Origin of the sequence: Chryseobacterium sp. AG844 (assembly GCF_003182335.1) — a bacterium.
GTDB classification, from domain to species: Bacteria; Bacteroidota; Bacteroidia; order Flavobacteriales; family Weeksellaceae; genus Chryseobacterium; species Chryseobacterium cupriresistens.
In genome coordinates this window covers 106782-125245 of record NZ_QGTV01000007.1, presented here as the reverse complement: position 1 = coordinate 125245, position 18464 = coordinate 106782, and the positions used below count along the sequence as shown (strand labels likewise).

15 protein-coding genes and 15 tRNA genes are annotated in these 18464 nt (G+C 36.9%); all 30 read left to right on the top strand.

Annotated features, from left to right (window positions below):
* Nucleotides 1-11 precede the first annotated feature (11 nt).
* Nucleotides 12-1145 carry an AAA family ATPase gene (locus DEU40_RS09410; RefSeq protein WP_110009598.1) on the top strand — a complete coding sequence of 378 codons (1134 nt, stop codon included), beginning with the start codon at nucleotides 12-14 and terminating at the stop codon, nucleotides 1143-1145.
* Nucleotides 1118-1858, top strand: coding sequence for a hypothetical protein (locus tag DEU40_RS09405; RefSeq protein ID WP_110009597.1), 741 nt, complete (start codon nucleotides 1118-1120; stop codon nucleotides 1856-1858). Before DEU40_RS09410 ends, DEU40_RS09405 begins: the two co-directional genes overlap by 28 nt.
* Nucleotides 1849-4227: a hypothetical protein gene (locus DEU40_RS09400; RefSeq protein WP_110009596.1), complete on the top strand. Its 2379-nt coding sequence runs from the start codon at nucleotides 1849-1851 to the stop codon at nucleotides 4225-4227. The genes DEU40_RS09405 and DEU40_RS09400 overlap by 10 nt, the downstream gene beginning before the upstream one ends.
* Nucleotides 4217-5914, top strand: coding sequence for a hypothetical protein (locus DEU40_RS09395; protein ID WP_110009595.1), 1698 nt, complete (start codon nucleotides 4217-4219; stop codon nucleotides 5912-5914). The genes DEU40_RS09400 and DEU40_RS09395 overlap by 11 nt, the downstream gene beginning before the upstream one ends.
* The gene (locus DEU40_RS09390) at nucleotides 5907-6929 is read left to right on the top strand and encodes a hypothetical protein (RefSeq protein ID WP_110009656.1); all 1023 of its coding nucleotides are present in this window, start codon (nucleotides 5907-5909) and stop codon (nucleotides 6927-6929) included. The genes DEU40_RS09395 and DEU40_RS09390 overlap by 8 nt, the downstream gene beginning before the upstream one ends.
* A 160-nt stretch (nucleotides 6930-7089) precedes the next feature.
* Nucleotides 7090-7218 (top strand): penicillin-binding protein, encoded by a 129-nt coding sequence (locus tag DEU40_RS09385; RefSeq protein WP_171006277.1) that lies wholly within the window; start codon nucleotides 7090-7092, stop codon nucleotides 7216-7218.
* Between the two features lie 575 nt (nucleotides 7219-7793).
* Nucleotides 7794-7861 (top strand) — tRNA-His (locus DEU40_RS09375).
* Nucleotides 7862-7869: 8 nt separating this feature from the next.
* Nucleotides 7870-7943 (top strand) — tRNA-Arg (locus DEU40_RS09370).
* Between the two features lie 68 nt (nucleotides 7944-8011).
* Nucleotides 8012-8085: transfer RNA gene (locus DEU40_RS09365), tRNA-Lys, on the top strand.
* Between the two features lie 7 nt (nucleotides 8086-8092).
* Nucleotides 8093-8166: transfer RNA gene (locus tag DEU40_RS09360), tRNA-Arg, on the top strand.
* 68 nt (nucleotides 8167-8234) lie between these two features.
* Nucleotides 8235-8306: transfer RNA gene (locus tag DEU40_RS22400), tRNA-Pro, on the top strand.
* Nucleotides 8307-8312: 6 nt separating this feature from the next.
* A tRNA-Glu gene (locus DEU40_RS09355) sits at nucleotides 8313-8384 on the top strand.
* A gap of 5 nt (nucleotides 8385-8389) precedes the next feature.
* A tRNA-Ile gene (locus DEU40_RS09350) sits at nucleotides 8390-8463 on the top strand.
* A gap of 4 nt (nucleotides 8464-8467) precedes the next feature.
* Nucleotides 8468-8539: transfer RNA gene (locus tag DEU40_RS09345), tRNA-Asn, on the top strand.
* A gap of 506 nt (nucleotides 8540-9045) precedes the next feature.
* Nucleotides 9046-9132: transfer RNA gene (locus DEU40_RS09340), tRNA-Tyr, on the top strand.
* A gap of 76 nt (nucleotides 9133-9208) precedes the next feature.
* Nucleotides 9209-9280: transfer RNA gene (locus tag DEU40_RS09335), tRNA-Glu, on the top strand.
* A 348-nt stretch (nucleotides 9281-9628) separates the two neighbouring features.
* A tRNA-Leu gene (locus tag DEU40_RS09330) sits at nucleotides 9629-9702 on the top strand.
* 75 nt (nucleotides 9703-9777) lie between these two features.
* A tRNA-Leu gene (locus DEU40_RS09325) sits at nucleotides 9778-9853 on the top strand.
* Nucleotides 9854-9939: 86 nt separating this feature from the next.
* Nucleotides 9940-10012: transfer RNA gene (locus DEU40_RS09320), tRNA-Phe, on the top strand.
* A 97-nt stretch (nucleotides 10013-10109) separates the two neighbouring features.
* A tRNA-Gln gene (locus DEU40_RS09315) sits at nucleotides 10110-10180 on the top strand.
* A gap of 7 nt (nucleotides 10181-10187) precedes the next feature.
* Nucleotides 10188-10258: transfer RNA gene (locus DEU40_RS09310), tRNA-Trp, on the top strand.
* Between the two features lie 124 nt (nucleotides 10259-10382).
* Nucleotides 10383-10868, top strand: coding sequence for a ribonuclease H-like YkuK family protein (locus DEU40_RS09305; protein ID WP_110009655.1), 486 nt, complete (start codon nucleotides 10383-10385; stop codon nucleotides 10866-10868).
* A gap of 108 nt (nucleotides 10869-10976) precedes the next feature.
* Nucleotides 10977-11753 carry an ATP-grasp domain-containing protein gene (locus DEU40_RS09300; protein WP_110009592.1) on the top strand — a complete coding sequence of 259 codons (777 nt, stop codon included), beginning with the start codon at nucleotides 10977-10979 and terminating at the stop codon, nucleotides 11751-11753.
* A gap of 11 nt (nucleotides 11754-11764) precedes the next feature.
* Entirely contained in the window at nucleotides 11765-12136 is a 372-nt protein-coding gene (locus DEU40_RS09295; RefSeq protein WP_110009591.1) for a cyclic-phosphate processing receiver domain-containing protein, read from the top strand.
* Complete coding sequence (locus DEU40_RS09290; protein ID WP_110009590.1) at nucleotides 12136-12699, top strand: DinB family protein; 564 nt, start codon at nucleotides 12136-12138, stop codon at nucleotides 12697-12699. Before DEU40_RS09295 ends, DEU40_RS09290 begins: the two co-directional genes overlap by 1 nt.
* 5 nt (nucleotides 12700-12704) lie before the next feature.
* Nucleotides 12705-13721: an RNA ligase, Rnl2 family gene (locus DEU40_RS09285; protein ID WP_110009589.1), complete on the top strand. Its 1017-nt coding sequence runs from the start codon at nucleotides 12705-12707 to the stop codon at nucleotides 13719-13721.
* 29 nt (nucleotides 13722-13750) lie between these two features.
* Nucleotides 13751-13975, top strand: a complete 225-nt coding sequence (locus DEU40_RS09280; protein WP_110009588.1) for a hypothetical protein — start codon at nucleotides 13751-13753, stop codon at nucleotides 13973-13975.
* A gap of 112 nt (nucleotides 13976-14087) precedes the next feature.
* The gene (locus DEU40_RS09275; RefSeq protein WP_110009587.1) at nucleotides 14088-14639 is read left to right on the top strand and encodes a 3'-5' exonuclease; all 552 of its coding nucleotides are present in this window, start codon (nucleotides 14088-14090) and stop codon (nucleotides 14637-14639) included.
* Between the two features lie 802 nt (nucleotides 14640-15441).
* Nucleotides 15442-15762: a hypothetical protein gene (locus DEU40_RS09270; protein WP_110009586.1), complete on the top strand. Its 321-nt coding sequence runs from the start codon at nucleotides 15442-15444 to the stop codon at nucleotides 15760-15762.
* A 5-nt stretch (nucleotides 15763-15767) separates the two neighbouring features.
* On the top strand, nucleotides 15768-18464 hold the full coding sequence (locus DEU40_RS09265; RefSeq protein ID WP_110009585.1) for a DUF6493 family protein: 2697 nt from the start codon (nucleotides 15768-15770) through the stop codon (nucleotides 18462-18464).

The window sequence follows — 18464 nt, the reverse complement described above, 5'->3', positions numbered from 1 at the left end:
TTTTTAAGTCAATGAACCAGAATATAAATCAGCTTAATACAGTTCTAAACTACGTAAAAGAAACTTTTGTAGGCAAAAATGATGTCGTAGATCTGTTGGGGATCTGCCTTTTGGCAAGAGAAAATGCCTTTTTATACGGTCCTCCGGGTACTGCAAAATCAGCCATTGTCAGAACCCTGGCAAAAACAGTGAAAGACGGGAAAAACTTTGAATATTTATTAACCCGTTTTACAGAACCCAACGAGATTTTCGGACCTTTTGATATCAGAAAACTGAAAGAAGGGGAACTTCTTACCAATACGGAAGGAATGATGCCCGAGGCTTCCATGGTTTTCCTGGATGAGATCTTCAATGCCAATTCTGCTATTCTGAACTCCCTTTTGATGGCACTCAATGAGAAGATTTTTAAAAGAGGAAAAGAAACAAAGCACTTACCTGCACTGATGTTTGTGGGAGCAAGTAACGTTCTTCCGGAAGATGAAGCATTGAATGCATTATTTGACCGTTTTCTGGTAAGAATCAGTGTAGACTATGTGAATCCTGAACTTTTGCAGCAAGTTCTTCTGGCAGGGAGAAAGCTGGAAAATGAAGAAGAAACGGAAATTCCGGAAATTCATGCTGATGCGATCAGACAACTTCAGAAGCTGTGCAGAATAATAGATCTGAAACCCATCTATGAAGTCTATCTGAATACCATTATGAACCTTAGAAATACAGGTATTGCCATTTCCGACCGTAGAGCGGTGAAACTTCAGAATCTGATCGCTGCAAGTGCACTGATCTGTGGAAGAAAAGAAGCTGTACTTTCCGATCTATGGGTTTTGAAACATATCTGGGATACAGAAGAACAGATTGAAATTCTGGAAGGAATTATCAACAGAACGATTGAGAAAGATAATCATCCGGATTCTCATCCTCAGGCTATGCAGAATAAAACTCCCAATCCTGAAGAAGTCATGAAAGACGTAAAAATTCTGGTGGAGAAATGGGATGGCGGAATGCTGAGCTTTGAAGAGCAAAATGTGATTAAAGATAAACTGAGATATCTGCAGACCCGTTGCGACTGGATCAGAAATCCGGAACAGAAACAATATATTCAGCAGGAAATTGAAAGCTTATGGCAGAAGATTCTTCAAAGCGTTTAAAAGAATTCCGGGCAGAACTCCCCCGTTCTGATGAAGATTTTCTGGGTTCCCTCAGAGACTGGAAAAATATTCTGATTGCCATGGATGGAGATACGGTCTGGCTGAAAGGCTTTACCGATGAACAGGCAGCAGCTCCGGAGCTACAACAATTGCCGGACTTTATTCTGTATGAACTTCGTGATGGGCTTTTATTCAGAAAAGAGGCTTTGGTTCCGAGTAAAAAAATACGGACAGCTTTGCTCTGGATTCCGATAGACAAAGCATTGCAGCTTAGTTTTCCACCTTCAAACCAAAACTATTTTGGGATTCATGAACAGGTTCGGATACAACTAAAAGAAAGCAATGAAGAACATCCGGTTATCGCTTTGCTGAGCAACATTGCCGATATTAAAGAAAGTATCGCTGCGTTACCGAAGTTTAAGCTTGAAAAAATAAAATGGACAGTTCTGGGCGATAAAGCCCTGTTTATGGGAACTCCATTATTAAGCTTTCCCGGAAAGACCTACTGGACGAAGGACAGACATTTATTGCCTGCAGGTCTGGATTTTGAATTTAAAAACCTAAGCACACTGTTGCAGCAAAAATATAATCAAGAGGAAGGATGGCTGCTGTGGGATGGAAATGGGAATTATCTTTCAATAAAAGAAACAGATTTTCGTCCATTATCCGTAAGCTCATTCCGCCTTACTGAAAAATCAAGAGAATGGAATTAAAGGCTTATTTCCAGTCCTATGAAAATTATTTTTGGGAATGGAAAACTGATGAAGATGTTCCCGGTGATTCCGGTTATCATGAAAACAATCTCCTCTCCATTCCCGGAGTAGGAGCCATAGCTTACAGGCCTTATCTAATGGAGATACTGAAAGAGCTTCAGCCACAGGGATGGCCTCCGTTCGGGGCATTGCTTATGGTTTTGTATGCGATGCAGGATGGATATACGGACTTTGCAGGCCCGTTAAGACGTACAGCTGAGTTTTATAGCGGTGAAGATTTTGAGTTCAACGCGGAAAAGCCAATTGAATTCCTTGAAAAAATAAAATCACTACCCAAAGTTTATAAGGAGAAACAGAACAGAATTGTATTGCTCCAGACTTTGTTCAGCAATAGTCATAACAGGGTGGGCTCTCTTCATGCGGATATTTATTTAAAGATCTATTATAAACGACCGCAGGAACTAGCGATCAGTGCAGAAAAACAAGACGAAGGTTCAATAGCTTTCAACAAAGATCTGAGCGCCTTAAATCTGAATGAAAAATTTCCTACAGTACAGTCTGTCATTGACGCCATGAAAGGCCTGGTTGATGAGCCGGAACTGGATGATGAGGTAGTAGAAGAAGAAACAACAGCAGATACAGATAAAGATTTTATCAAAGAATTGACTGATGAGCCAAAGACCTTTCAGATAGGAAGCCTGATCAAAAGAATATGGAGCGGGCTGAAAATTCCAATGCGCCATCTTTCTCCCGGTGAACAGCCTATCGGAGGAATTTCTGATATGACCAACAAAGGTGATTTTCACCGGATGCTTCTTTCCGAATTTGCCAACGAAGATGATGTCTTTATGAATCGTGTTGCGAATAGCGAGGCATTGTATATGCAAAGAGAAATTCCGCCTGAAGAAAATATTTTTGAAAGAATTATCCTTATTGACACTTCCCTCAGAAACTGGGGAACTCCAAAAGTATTAGCGTATGCCTCAGCAATAGCGGTTATAAAACATCCCAAAGCCCATTCTGAATGTAAAATCTTCGCTTTAGGACAGGCAGCTACTCCCATTGCGCTGAACAAAGTGGAAGAAGTAGTGGAAAATCTTAATCAGGTAAGTGCTGTTCTGGAAGTTTCAGAAGCACTGGAGAAGTTTTTTAATGAAAATCACTCAGAAAAGGATATTGAAGTTTTCTTCATTACCCATCAGGATAACATGGCTGATGAGAAGATTCAACGGGTTGTACATCAGAACAGGGACCAGCTGAAGTTTTTGGTAACGACAGCCTCGGATGGTGAAATCAATTTTTACAAACATCACAAAGGAGCAAGAAAGCATATCCAGAAAATAAAACTTCCATTGCAGGAACTGTGGGCCAATCCGCCGCAGCAAAAACAATCCGTTCAAAATTTTAACGGAAAGAAAACAGATCTTCCGCAAAACTATCCGATCTTGTTCCCGGCACCGGTTAATAAGATTGCTAAGTTTCTATATGACGGAGAGTTTTTCATTCTGAGTTCAAAAAAACAATTGCTGAAGACTTATCTTTCTGATAACTATTATGACAGACATTCCTATGATTATTATAAAACCCATCATGGCTGCGAAGTGTTGTTTGATAAAATTTCCATAAAACCCAAGGGACAGTTTGCCTTGTCAAAAAACAGGCAGCAGCACTTTATTTTGTGTCAGTATCAGTCTGATCAGAAACTGATTTCAAAGTTAAATCTTAATACAGGAGAGTATTCCGACCAAAACCTTACAGGAATGAATATTCCGGAATATTTTCAGCTGATTTACTTCGGACGGAATTTTTATCTCCATCATCCTGATAATGTTACCCATTACAAAATTAATATTGATGGAAATATTTCCGTAGAACCTATTACCGGAAAAGAGAAAGAATTTGAAAAAAATAATATAAAAGCCGAAGCCGAAGTCGCCAAGCTTAAAGGAAGCGGATTGAAGATCATCAATAATTTCAATAAAATCGGAATTAATCAGCATGAAAATCTGGTCGTTTCCGGAAATGAATTATACAGTGCTTCTGAAAATACGCTGAACTTTTCTAAGAATAAATATGATATCAGAATCTTTGCAGAGCAGAATAAAAATAAATTTACATTTCCTGATGGAAGCGAAATTATTACCGATTCACGGGGAATGCTGACTTTCCGAAGCAGTAACAAGAGTATTGAAGAATTCTTCATTCCTTCTACATTGGGAGGATTTCTCTCGTTGGCTACCTATACAGAATTTGGAGGATCAGAATATTATCTTCCGGAACATGCCCTGTTGAAAGTAAGGACAATGGATGATATGTGTGACAGGTTTTTAAAACCGTTTATAGAACAGATTGTGGATTATGGAGCTTAGAATAAAACCTTTCCCGAAAAACAGCTATCCTAAAAAAGGACTTCTGATCAGAGGCTCTTCGCCAGTGGTGTGGCTTCAGGAAATGGAAACGCTGGGAATTCATTTAAATCAGGTACAGTCTTTTGCTGTTCCGGCTGATCATCCCAATGTGCTGTATGGTTGTTTTCTTGTTTTTAAAGATCATGCCCCACAGGAAATAGGCAGAAACGCATACTTTCAAAGTGTGGACGACAGACTTTTCATTCCGGAAAATACCATCTTTTATCCTAAAATAAACACCGAAGACTGGGCTCAGCTTGATTCCCGGTTTCTGATTATGCACCCTGAATTCGGACTGGTAAAACTGTCTGAAGAAATCGACTGGCTTTCTCTGATTCAGCAGCCGGAAACGATCAAAGAAACCATTAGAAAGCCATTGAATGGTGTTTCAATTCCTCAAAAAATAGAAAGCTATACGGTTGAAGTGGATGATGAACAGGTTATGGAAGCATTACAGCCCAAACAAACCGAAGAAGAATGGATGAACAACCTGCCGTTTGACCTTAAAAAAGTAATGGCAGGGAACAAAAAAGAAATAGAAAAATATTTACAGTATATTGAAAAGTATCCCGAACGCGCAGTAGAACTAGGTGTTTCTCTTGATGTTATGGGAACTTCCCGGGGAGATGGTTTTGCTAAATTTACATGGCTGGAAGTATTATTTGGCCGGGGCACCAATGGAAAGAATGAAAGTGCAGGAACAAAAAATTTCCGCAGAGTATTCTGGGCGCTCATTATTGCAGCGATTGTGTTAAGGGTTGCCTTGCCCTCTGATAAAAGTAATTCTGTACAGGAAGAAAACATGCCTTCTTCAGGAAAAATAGCTGGCAATGCGGTAAAAGCTCCCTCAGATATGATTGCTTTCCAGTCCGGAACCTCGGAAATTGATCTGAAGATAGATTCAATGTATCATCGGGAGAGAAAAGGATTATCCCAGGAACTTATTCACGCCGGAATCATAGAATCCAAAACAAAAAAAGACAAGGAGAATTATAAAAAAGCTGGCGGCAGAGAGGTCGGCGAAATTGGAAAGGATATTGAAAAGCTTGTCAATAAAGAAAAACAGAGCAGAGATTCTCTTAAAATCATTTACACCAAAAAAATTACAAAACACCTAGAACAGAAAACAGAAAACCTGAAACGTAAAATTTCAGATTCTTTAAAGCAATACACCAAAGGAAAGCCTGTGAATGGTGATGTTGTAAAATATCTTCTGAAAAAGAGAAAGGCGTTAATGGCTGATTCATTAGGGAAACTTTACGGGACGTTAGATATGATGGATCCGTCTTCGGCGTCCATTGACAAAGCTAAAGTAAAGGCAATAGGTACGGAAGGTACACCATTGGAAAAAAAGGCTCCTGTCTCGGACATCCTGTATATGGTGATTCTGATGATTGCGGGAGTAGGATTGTATTCTTTCCTGTTTAAAAATAAATCTTTGAATGTGGGTGGTGATAATGTCCCTGTCTGGGTGAAGGTTATTTTAATTGCTATCCTTGTAGCCATGCTTGTGTACTTATTTTATCCGCTGGTCAAAATGTTTGGATACAACTGGTTTGTGTGGGTTCTGGTAATTTGTGTGTTGTTGCTCCTTTATCGTCTTTTCAGGGAAGATAAAACCATTTTAAAATCCGATGATGATGAATAGACAGAAATTTATAGACAAATTCATGGCAGCATTCGTGCTGCTGGCGATGTTTAAGGTTGTCGGAATTGTTGCCCAGTTATTCCATGAAAGCTTCTGGAGTGTGATGGGTACATTAGCCATTTTTCTGGTGGTTGCTTTCATCATTCTTCTGGTGATCACTTCTTTAAAAGATAAAGAGCAGAACAACAGAAATTCCGCAGGAAGAAAAGGAAGCAGAAGCGGCAGTTTCTATCTGGAAAATTCACTTTTCGACAGAATTCGCAGTAAATATGAAGAGCTTGCCGAAAAATACATTGCCGAAAAAGATTACAAAAAGGCAGCAAGAGTCTATATGAACCTGCTGCAGGATAATTACAGAGGTGCAAAAACACTGGAAAATGGAGGGCTTTATAATGAAGCAGCGGTAGTATATCTTAAAAAACTGAATAATAAATCCGATGCCGCGGTTTGCTATGAAAAGGCAAAACAACATAAAAAAGCAATTGAGCTTTATAAAGAAATGGAGCAGAAAGAAAAAGTAGGAGATCTTTACAAAGAAATAAACGATCTTAAAAATGCCCATTATTATTATCAGATCGTTGCAGATGATTATACAGGAAATAATCAGATGGTGAAAGCTTCTTTGGTATACCGTAAGAAAATGGAAAAGCCGGAGGAGGCACAGAAAATATTATTGAAGGGATGGGATGAGGATAAAGATGCCTTCAACTGTCTGAATAACTATTTTGCCAATATTTTTGATGTTAAAAAGCTGGAATCAGAAATAAAGAACTTGTATGAGAAAACTCCGGATCATAAAAAGATCACTTACCTGGAAGCCATGAAGTATGAATTCAAGAAAGATCCGGAATTACAGGCCGCAATCAGAAATATAGCCTATGAAATCATCGCGGAAAAAGTAGATACACGCTCAGAAATTGTCAATGAACTGAAATATTTTAATCCCGGTGATGACGTGATTCTAAAGGACATTTCGAGATTCAAAACAGCAAGAAATAAAATGTTCAGGAATTAAATTTTAAAGATTCAAGAATTTAAAAATTAAAGAAAATTCAGCTTTATCAAATCAATTTTTAATTGATTCCTTTACATCCCTTTGCTTATCTAAAACTTTCCCGAAATTGTGAATATTATAAAATAATATCAAAAAAGATTTATCTTTGCACCAGAAAATTATGACAATACAAAGAGCACATATCAATGCAGAACTATGCGAAAGTCCTTCTAACAAAGGATTATTCGGATATGATGAGGTGATATGGAATGAGGCGAGATGTGCTGACTTTGGAAATTATTTACTGTAAACCCGTAAAAAATTAATCAAAATACAACAGAAACGCCTCGGAAAACCGAGGCGTTTTTTGTTTTTTAGGTCAGAAATTATTTAGAATGAAAAAAAATAACCATAAACATGAAAAATTTTTAATTAACAATGAAACTTTAATACGATAAAATAGAGTGATAAGCAACCCGGTGAGAGACAGTCATTTAGGTAATTAAGATATCTGCAAAATATTGCGGACAGAAATTCTCTATGCTAAAAATAACGCCTAACAAATTGATTATCAGTATTTTAATTTGAAAATTTATTTGCGGATTCCAAAAATTCATATTTACTTTGCAACCGAAAATTGAAAGCAACAGGTTTTCAGGATTCAGTTAAAAATAATTTAGAAACAAACAAAAATAAAATGAAACAGTTACACAACATATTCAATCAATATTCAAGACTATTCGGACAGGAACCGACAGGTGTTGCATGTATTCTTGATAGTGAAATTGTGGATAAAAGGTGCTTATATACGTGGGTCAGCTAATGATCTTTTACGTTTAAATATATGAAGCGCCTCCCGAAAAGAGGCGCTTTTTTTATGGTTTCTTTAGCTTATTTGGTAAAGCGCCGGTCTGTGGAACCGGAGAACAGGGTTCGATCCCCGGAGATACCCAAAGGAGAAAATCTCATGGCTCAATTGGATAGAGCGTCGGTTTACGACACCGAAGGTTGAAGGTTCGAGTCCTTCTGAGATTACAAAGAATGTGAATTTTAAAATTGACAAGCGAAGCGAATTGATTATTGACTATTCACGACTTTAAAATAATCTCATAGCTCAATCGGTTAGAGCACCGGTCTTTTAAACCGGGGGTTGAAAGTTCAAATCTTTCTGGGATTACAAAAACGGTTCCGTAGCTCAACTGGATAGAGCATGGGTTTTCTAAACCCAGGGTTAGAGGTTCGAGTCCTCTCGGAATCACAAAAAGGTTCATGGAAACTTTCCCATCCGGCTGTCTCCCGGAAAAGAAACAGAAGTGAACCCCAAAGCTGGAAAGATAACGGTGGTTGTTTACCCGTCTTGGACGCGGGAGGTCGCAAGTTCGAATCTTGCTTTCCAGACAATTGGTTCCATTAGCATAGAGGTAAGTGCATTCGGCTTTCTACCGAACGACAAGGGTTCGATTCCCTTATGGAATACAAATGATTTCGTAGCTCAAGTGGTTAGAGTGTCGGTCTGATACACCGAAGGTTGAAGGTTCGAGTCCTTCCGGAATTACAATGATTTTGTAGCTCAATGGCAGAGCACCGGTCTGTTAAACCGGAAGTTGAAAGTTCGAGTCTTTCCAGAATCGCAGGTAACTAATTGTTAATTGTTTCAGGAGAAAAAGTAAAAGTTTGTCGAGAGCAGAAGATCTTACGCCAAACACGAAAAATACAGACAGGCTTTTCTTCTCTCCGGATGAATTAAAAGTTAAAGAATATCATTTATAAATTTTTAGGTAAAATAAAGTTTGTCAGGCGCAGAAGTTCTTTATCAAATAAATGAAGACAGACTTTATTTTTTAATCTGATGGTTCGCCGAAGTAGAAGAGTCGGGACGGTCTGCAAAATCGTTGTGTCAACTGAGTGGGTTTGAATCCCATAGCCATCTCAAAGTAAAAACTATAGGAAATATAAGAATCTATTATCAATGATTTTTTATCATCTATAGTAAAGAATATCCTTTATTAATAAAAGAAAAAGGCTGTCGAGCGCAGAAGATCTTTAACCAAACATTCAATATAAAGACAGACCTTTTCTTTTTAACAGGAAAATGAGGAATTACTTATTAATCATGACTAATTGCTCAAAAAAATCCGGAAGTACGCCGAAGTTGGAGAGTCGGGGCAGACTGTAAATCTGTTGCTTCATTGCTGAGTAGGTTCGAATCCTACTACTTCCACCAACCACAGATAATGTAATGGAAGCATGCAGGAAATGTACTCTTGTTGTCCAGGTTCGATTCCTGGTTTGTGGATAACGCTCTATTCGTCTAACGGTGAGGACGCCTGCCTTTCGAGCAGAAAACAAGGGTTCGATTCCCTTATAGAGTACTGGATGTGAATAACTGGTCAATATTGAATTGATTTAATACCATGAAAGTTCAGATTATTTTTAAAAATTGGCCAGTTATCATTCACACAAAAAAAGAAAAGAGAAAAAAGGACTGTCGAGCGCAGAAGATCTTTAGTCAATAAAAACAGACGGCCTTTTACTTTTTTAAACAAAATACATTAGGAAATGAGAAAGGTTTGTCAAGAGCAGAAGATCTTTACAAATACTAGCAGGCATAATTTATAAACAGACAGAGCTTTCTCAAACCTACCATGACATAAGTAATGAGCAATGATCAATAAGTAATAACCATAAATTTTCATATTACTCATTACTGATAAAATAACGCCTCTCTATTCCAATTGGCAGAGAAAACGGCTTTAAACCCCGTAAAGTCCCAGTTCGAATCTGGGGAGAGGTACAGAATATGAGTAATAAGTAATGAACAATGAGTAATGATGAAAATAGAAAATATTACTCATTACTTAAAAAAACTGCGGGAATGGTGGAATGGCAGACACTCTTGATTTAGGATCAAGCTTTTGGGGGTTCGAATCCCTCTTCCCGTACCAAAATATAAATAATAAATAATGAGCAATGAGTAATAATGCTAGTCACAGATTTTCATATTACCAATTACTCATTACTTATAAAATCCGGAAGAGTGGTGTAGAAGGTCTGCACGTTAGTCTGAAAAACTAAAGGTACAGGTTCAATTCCTGTCTGTTCCGCAAAAACATGAATGATAAGTAATAAGCAATGAACAATCATTGATACCTGACTGATTTCTAATATTACTCATTACCAATTACTTATTACTCATGAAATTGATTCATAGTGTAATGGCAGCACACAAGATTTTGATTCTTGGAGTTTAGGTTCGAGTCCTAATGAATCAACAATTTTACTCTGATGGTGTAATGATAGCATCTCAGTCTCCAAAACTGATGGTATCGGTTCAAGTCCGGTTCGGAGTGCAAAGTGAATAGTCAATATGAATTTTGCTTTGCAAATGAATTTAAAAATATTGACAGTGAAAACTAATTGACGATTCACAATTCAGAAATTAATTTAAAACAAAATTTAAAACATGTAGAAAAAATGGAAACGCAACAACAAACATGGCAGAATATGAGTGGAAAAATTTTCCAGCACTCTATCACACAGCTGGTAGAAGAAGCCATCATTCGCGAACAGGCCAACGGACACCGTCTGAAAGTATGTGTGGGATCAGACTCCCACGTATACGGAGATGCCATCAGTTATGCTACGGCAGTAGTGTTTATTCGTGAGGGAAAAGGAGCGTTTACCTTTATCAGAAAAGAAAGAGAAATACAGAGTATCAGTATCAAGGAGCGAATGCTGAATGAAGTCAACAAATCCGTTGAAATTGCATACGCGATCTGTTCTGTGCTGGATGCTTATGGTGTGGAAATGGAGGTACACGCAGATATTAATACCGACCCGGATTTTAAATCCAATGTAGCACTGAAAGATGCTATGGGATATATTTTGGGAATGGGATATGTGTTTAAAGCAAAGCCTTTTGCCTTCGCTAGTTCCAATTGTGCTGATATGATGGTGTAAGAAAGATGGAAGGAATAGAAGTTTTAAACAGTATGAATATAACCTCTCTTATCAGGCTTTTAGTTTTCATCCAAAAAAATAAATAAAAGAACCTTAAAACCAATAACCATGCATTTCTTAATTCAGGCTAATGTCTATTTAGATCCGGATCACTATAAAATTTTTGATGCATTGGAAGAACTGAATATTGATTATGATGTAATTAATATTCCTCCAGCGGCAGAAAAAATAGAGTTCAAAACAGATAGAAAAGATGTTTTTGTATACGGTTCGGTGACAATTGCAAGATTGGCAAAACAGAATACAGACTGGTTTCCGGGTTCTTTTTACGGAGGAAATCATCTGTATGAAGTATATTCAAAATATTATGGTGAAAATCTCCTTAATCATCATGTTTCTGTTCATAGAATCTCTGAGCAGCTGAACTGGAAGAAAGGTGAGGTTAAATTCATTAAACCTTATAGTGAAGCAAAGATCTTTACAGGAAAAGTATTTTCAGAAAACGAATGGAAGGATTTTGTGTTTGAAGCTCTGGAATCTCAAAATAATAGAATTAATGAACATTCATTGATACAGGTTTCCGAAGTAAAACGAACAATAAAAGAAGCAAGACTTTGGATCGTTGGCGGACAAATTATTGATGCCGGGTATTATAAATTTAATGATAGTGTTCCTTTCGAAGAAAAAGTTTCAGAAGATGGATTAAGCTTCGCTAATGAAATGATCAGGCTTTTTAATCTTGAAGAAGCTTTTGTAATGGATATCTGTTTAACGGAAGAAGGTTGGAGAATAGTGGAAATAAATTGTATCAATAGTTCCGGATTTTATCCGAACACGAATGTGAAAAGTGTAATTAAAGCATTAAACATTTATTTTTCAAATTAAAAAATTAAACAATGGAAAAAACAAAAAGATTATTATTTCTGGATGATATAAGATACCCGATCGAGGCTTATCATTATACCCAACAGGATATTTTCCTCAGAAGTGACTGGCACATTGTTCGGAATTACGAACAGTTTGTCAACAGGATCTTGGAAAAAGGACTCTCGGAAATGATATCTTTTGACCATGATCTTGCAGACGAACACTATTTGAAACAGAATTCTCAGGAATTTGTTGAGAAAACAGGATACGACTGCGCCAAATGGCTGGTAGAATATTGTATGGATCATTATCTGGACCTTCCGAAATTCTATTGCCACTCCATGAATCCGGTAGGAAAGGAAAATATCCTAAACCTGCTGCAAAACTTTAAAGAATTGTAATGGACATTTTTAGATTTATTGAAGATATAAAAGCACATCTGAAGCTCACGTTTGATAATGTAGACGGATGGTTTCAAAAAGATAAAAAAAAGTTGAATCATCAGCCTTCAAACGGAGGCTGGACGATTCAGCAGATTTTAGAGCACATTTATCTTACGAATTTTTATCTGCTCATCCTTATTGAAAAAGGGTCCAAAAAAGCAATGAAGAATTCTTTAGATCTTGATCTGGAATCTGAAATAAAAAACTACAGTTTCAATAAAGAAAATTTTGACAAAGTAGGAGAATATGGTGCTTTTGAATGGATAAGACCCAATCACATGGAACCGAGAGGAGAATTGCGCTTAGATGAAATCCGAAGCTTAATAAGCCAACAATATCTTCAATGCGTACACTATCTTGAGGTAATGAAAAATGGCGAAGGACTCTTGTATAAAACGACAATGACAGTAAATGACCTAGGGAAAATTAATGTATATGAATATATTTATTTTCTGTCACTCCATGCTCAAAGGCATATTACCCAGATGCAGAAAAACGAATCAGAAATGATTAAAAACTAAACAGAATGATTTTTAAAACATATAACGCTATAGAAAATGCTTACCAGACCCGCGTGATCGACCAGATCAGAATGCAGGGTTTTGGGGATGAGGTTTTCATCGTACAGGAAAAAGTTCACGGCGCTAATTTCTCTTTCTTTACCGACGGAAAGGAAATTAAAATCGCGAAGAGAACTGCTTTCATCGAAAAAGATGAAAAATTTTTCAATGCCCATCAGATGTTGGAACGCTACAGAAATAATGTGATAGAAGTGTTTCAGAAAGTAAAGACCATCCACCCGGAGGTTGAAACTGTAGTGATCTACGGTGAATTGTTCGGTGGCGGTTACCAACATAAAGAAGTAGAATCCGTAAAAGATGCTGTGAAAGTACAGAAAGGTATTGAATATGCCCCTCACAACGAATTTTACGCTTTCGATATTAAACTGAATGGAGTTACCTATTTGGATACAGAAGTGGTCAATCAGATTTTTGAAGAGACAGGATTTTTCTATGCAAAAATTTTGTTTCAGGGAAGTCTTGAGGAAGCTTTGAAATTCCCTAATGTTTTCAATTCAAAAATTCCGGCATGGCTTGGACTACCTGAATTAGAGAACAATAGGTGTGAAGGTACCATCATAAAGACCTTGAAAACCAGATATTTTGGAAACGGAGCCAGAATCATTCTGAAAAACAAGAATGAAAAATGGGTCGAAAAAGCGAAAATGGTTAAAAAACAAGCGAAAACTGTTCAGAAACAGGTTCATTTCAGTGAAAAAGCTCAGGAGATCTGGGAGGAAATCCAAAAATATGCTACAGCCAACAGACTGAATAATGTGGTGAGCAAAATCGGTGAATTCGAGCCTAAAATGATAGGTAAAGTGATTGGCCTTTTTGCGCAGGATATTTTAGAAGACTTCGATAAAGACTTCCCGGTAGCTTTTACAGCTATTGAAAAAAAAGAGCAGAAAAGAATCAACAAAAAGTTGAATTCTTTAGTCATTGATTTTATAAAAGAAGAGTTGATGACTCTTAAAGTATAGTTTCGGTAATTTTTTGCCGAAACTTTTTTATGTATAATAAGATCATAGAACAATGTGACTGGCTCGGGATAACCAATCCTTTTTCAGAAAATTATATGAATGTGATGCATGAATTTAAAAGACATTTCAAATTACATAAACAAATAGGGCTTAAAAGAGCTTTAAGTTATTTGAATATGAGTTTTGAAGGCACCCATCACAGCGGAGCAGACGATGCATATAATACAGCCAGAATTTTAAGTAAGATTCTGTAAATGATAATAGGCTGGAAGACTGATGCCGGAGGCTGGAAGTAAATAAGACACTGTTCAAATTTCCCTCTTCCCGAATCCCTCTTCCAATCTTTAACAATTAAATTTTAAACAAGTGAAAACAACAGACAATATATTAATAGTAGACCTTGAAGCAACATGTTGGGAAAACCGGCCGCCAAGAGGTCAGGAAAGTGAGATCATCGAAATAGGGGTATGCATCATGAATGCAAAAACGGGTAAGATCTCTAAAAATGAAGGAATTTTAGTAAAACCCCAGCATTCAAAAGTAAGTCCGTTCTGTACGGAATTGACTACAATTACCCAAAATATGCTGGATCATGAAGGCATTATGCTGGATGATGCTTTCGATATCCTGAGGGCAGAGTATGATTCCGAAGAACTGACATGGGCAAGTTACGGAAACTATGACCTGAACATGCTTCAAAACCAGGCAAGAAGATTCTACACAGATTATCCCATGAGTGATGACCACATCAATGTGAAGACATTATTTGGTGAAATTCATCCTACGATCAGGAAAAGTGTCGGAATGAACAGAGCTTTGGGCGAATTGGGTATGACTTTAGAAGGTACCCACCACAGAGGTGTAGACGACGCCAAAAACATTGCAAAGATTCTGCATTGGTGCCTTAAGAATTATTAAATACTGAAATAAACAGATAAAAGGGGTAGGTTGTCTCAAAAGTCGAATCATTTGGCTTGAGGCACCTTTTTTTTGTTTTAAAATGTGATTTTGTTGGAAATCAACTATAAACTTATATCGCTCATTTCTTTCTTATAATGGCAAAAACCTTGAATCTTCTGTTGTACAATGTAACGGAGTGGAATGCTGCTGTAATTATTATTTTAAATAAAATTAACGTATCGGTTCGGTAAGATAATTTTGTTGTAAGCCATCATCAATACTAAAAATAAGACACCAAATGTTGTGTAAACATCACAATATAGAGCTTTTAGCTAATTTTTTTAAGTTTATATCTTTAAACAGGGAATTATTTTTATTCTGCTGAGAGCTTTACCAACTATTGTTTTATTAACTTAATATTTGTTAAAAAAATCACTTTTATGGGATAATTTACTGTCTGTCAGTCATTTTTTTTTATTTTAGCCAATGAGAATAAATGGATGTTTGGTAATGAAAGTTTTGAGGTAAAATATTTAAACTGTTGTTGGCTGCAAAGCAGGTCATCAGTACAAAAAAAATCCGGATAGACAAGATATCATTTGATTTTGCCATCGGATTCTTTAAAAGTTACGTCCCTGAAAACATTTTTTATAAATAATTTATTCAATTTTTGTCCGGATCTTTAAGATGATGGACTGATGACAATTTTATATAGGACTTCCTGTTTTAAAGACTTTGTTTTCACAGGAAAAAACTGCTGTTATAAAATACTGTGTATTAATGTTGTAGTGAAGGATTTGAAAAAGTTTTAAATGTTGAAATGAAGATGAATTTACTTTTCATGGAGAGGCCTTATTTATTTCTGTCTCCGGGACTGTTTAATAAATATGAAACTCCCTGTGTTACGGCTTTTGAGACCCTTTTTAACAAACGGTCTTCAAATCATTTTAATAAATATAAAGGAAAACTGCTGACATCCATTCTTTCAGCAGCTGGGAAAACGGTTTTTAATAACAAAAAATACGGGCTCTATCATGAACTGTTAAAGTATAATGGGTTTGAACCAGAGAAAGCTATTATCAAACTGCCTGAAGAATGGAAAAAAATGAATAACCTGAAACAAATTTATACATCAAATTAAAGCCCATGAAAGAAAGACTTTATGAGATCCTTAATGAGGAAAAAGTACATGAGATTATTCCCTTTCTAAAAGAGCTTAGCATTGAAGAAAGGAAAACACTGATACCCTCTATCAAGAAAATGGACCGTGAGATCAGTAAAATTGTAATGACTAAAAACTCCTACCACACGGCAGGATCTGTGAACCAGCATTCCATTATAGATATAGCTTCTTTTGTATGTATGGACAAAAAGAATTTTGGTAAAAATTACTGGAGCCTTTTCCGCAATGCAGAACAGACCGAGCAGATATTGGAATGGGGATGCCCGGACTGGTTTTCAGACTTTATCAATGAATCCGTTGAAGCAGAATTTACAGCCTTCAATTATAAAGATATTTTAGGATGGTCAGAGAAAGGATATGTACAGCCCAAACCTGAATTATTGGGACATCACCTGAGTAATTATCCAGCTGATCTTGACCGTTATCCTGAAACACTGAATACACATTTCTGGTATTTATGTGAATTTCCTTCCAAATCTTTACCCTTCCGTAAAGAATGGTTTCCCATTGTTCAAAAGCTCATTGCTGAGAAGAAAATTGAAAGGAAAAGATTTCTGAAAGAATGCCTTCTGGCTTCCAACAGAAACTTTAATAAAAATGTCACGGGCTGGTTTATGGATGCTTTTACATCATTAAAACCAACGGAAGAAGAATTATCTGATCTGCAGGATGAACTGCTTGCAGGCCTTGTTTCTTCACAGTCAAAAGCCGTGAATACGATATTATCCCACCTGAAAAAAATTGTTGGGGCTGCTGAATTTAAAAATGAAGAATTTTCGCATTACCTTCCGAATTTGCTGAGCTCAGAGGTAAAAACAGTGGTGGTTTCCAGTCTGGGACTTACTGAAAAAATATTTCAGAGAAAGAAGGTGGATCCGGATATGCTCGGAGTGGCTTTAAGTACAGCGTTTGTCAGTAAAGATGATGGCATACAGTCAAAAGCAGCAAAGATCATTATTAAATACATACCGGCTTCAGAAAATATGATTGAGGCACTTTCTCACTATTCAGATAATATATTGACGAATGTACGTCCGCTTTTAGTAAAATATATTGAAGAAAAACAACCGGAACTGGAAGCTATAGCTTCGGAAAAACGATTACTGGCTGCAGATGAAAATGCAGTGCAGGTACTTCAGAATTTTGAAGATCTGATGTTCTATCTGCCTTTGGCAATGGACGATCCGTATAGCTATCATTGTGATATTGCTTTGACGGGATTTATCAGGTTTGCCGGAGATGTGGATGAAGATTCTGTGAAACTGATGGAGCCTGTATTTTTAAAGGCCTGTAAAACCATTGCAAAATGGGAAGTTCCTTATCTGAATGTTTTGCTGTGCAATGCTATTATCAATTATGGGCTGGCTTTAATGGAAAAATATCCGGTTCAGTTAAAGAATCTGGAAAAAATATACCAGAAAACAAGGGAGGAAGAAATGACAAGAGAGTCTTACTCCAATTATCAGAAGAAATTAGGTCCGATAGAAGATGTTGGAGCAGATTGTCCTGCAAGACAGGCTTTTAAAGAGATTGCTGTATATGCTGTTGAAAAAATAAAATCCGGGGATAAACTGCCTTTGTTATTTCCTATCACCCACGCACCATGCTGGATTTCCCCTGTGACTCTTGTTGAGAGATTGGAGAATTATCAGAATAGTAATACAGATCCTCATCATCTGGATATCCAGCTGGCCCTGCAGCGCTGTGCTTTGGATAATACTTCAGAAGCTATTGCAGAAACAGAGAAAAGACTAAAAGGGGAATATAGAGAATTACTGCTTTTCTTCTTTGGTAAAAATGAAAAACCGGAAGGAAAGTTTATACACCCTTCATGGTGGATGACAGCCGGAATTACACGTTCACCTGACACTGTTTTTGAAGAATTCAGAAGTTTCGGATATGAAAATATTCCTGTGGAATTCTTTTCAGGGACTTACCAATGGAAGACCATTGACAATAAGAAAAACTCATACTATCCGGTAGAGCTGAATATTACGATTCCAAAATATCATCTTGAAAAAAGAAAAGAACCTTTGTTTCTGGAATATTTTGTAGCAGAGCAGAAAGAACTTAATGAAATTCCTGCACTGATGCTGTGCTTTCCCAATACGCCTGCCAATGCTCTGGCGAAAGTAATCAAGTACTGTCTTTTCTATTCAGGAATTGCAGAAGTTTTTGAAAGAAACCTTGTTTTGAATACTGCCAATACACTGTATCAGATTAAGAAACCTCTGGATGAAATTGGTTATCTGTTTCTTGGGACTATTTTCCTGGATGGTGATAAAACCATCCGAGGAACTGCTGCTGAAATCTGGCTTGAACATGTTTCCTGTCAGATGATGGATAACGCAAGGCTGGGAAGAGTGATTGGTCTGCACGAAAAACTGGAGTGGGCACCGGTGAAAAGATTGACAGATCTTATGCAGCATCACATGCTGAATGTAAGTAAAAATCATAATACTGCTCTCGAGGAATTGATTACCAATATTGTACTTCAAATGGAAGAACCGGTTACCAATCTGAAAAGAATTCTGGAAATTTACCATGAAGTATTGGCATTGAATCATTCATTGGTTCCTAAAGAAGTACTTGAAAAATTAAACCACTGGAAAGAAAACTCCAGCCTTAAAAAAATCTGTAATCTACTCCTGAAAAAATAG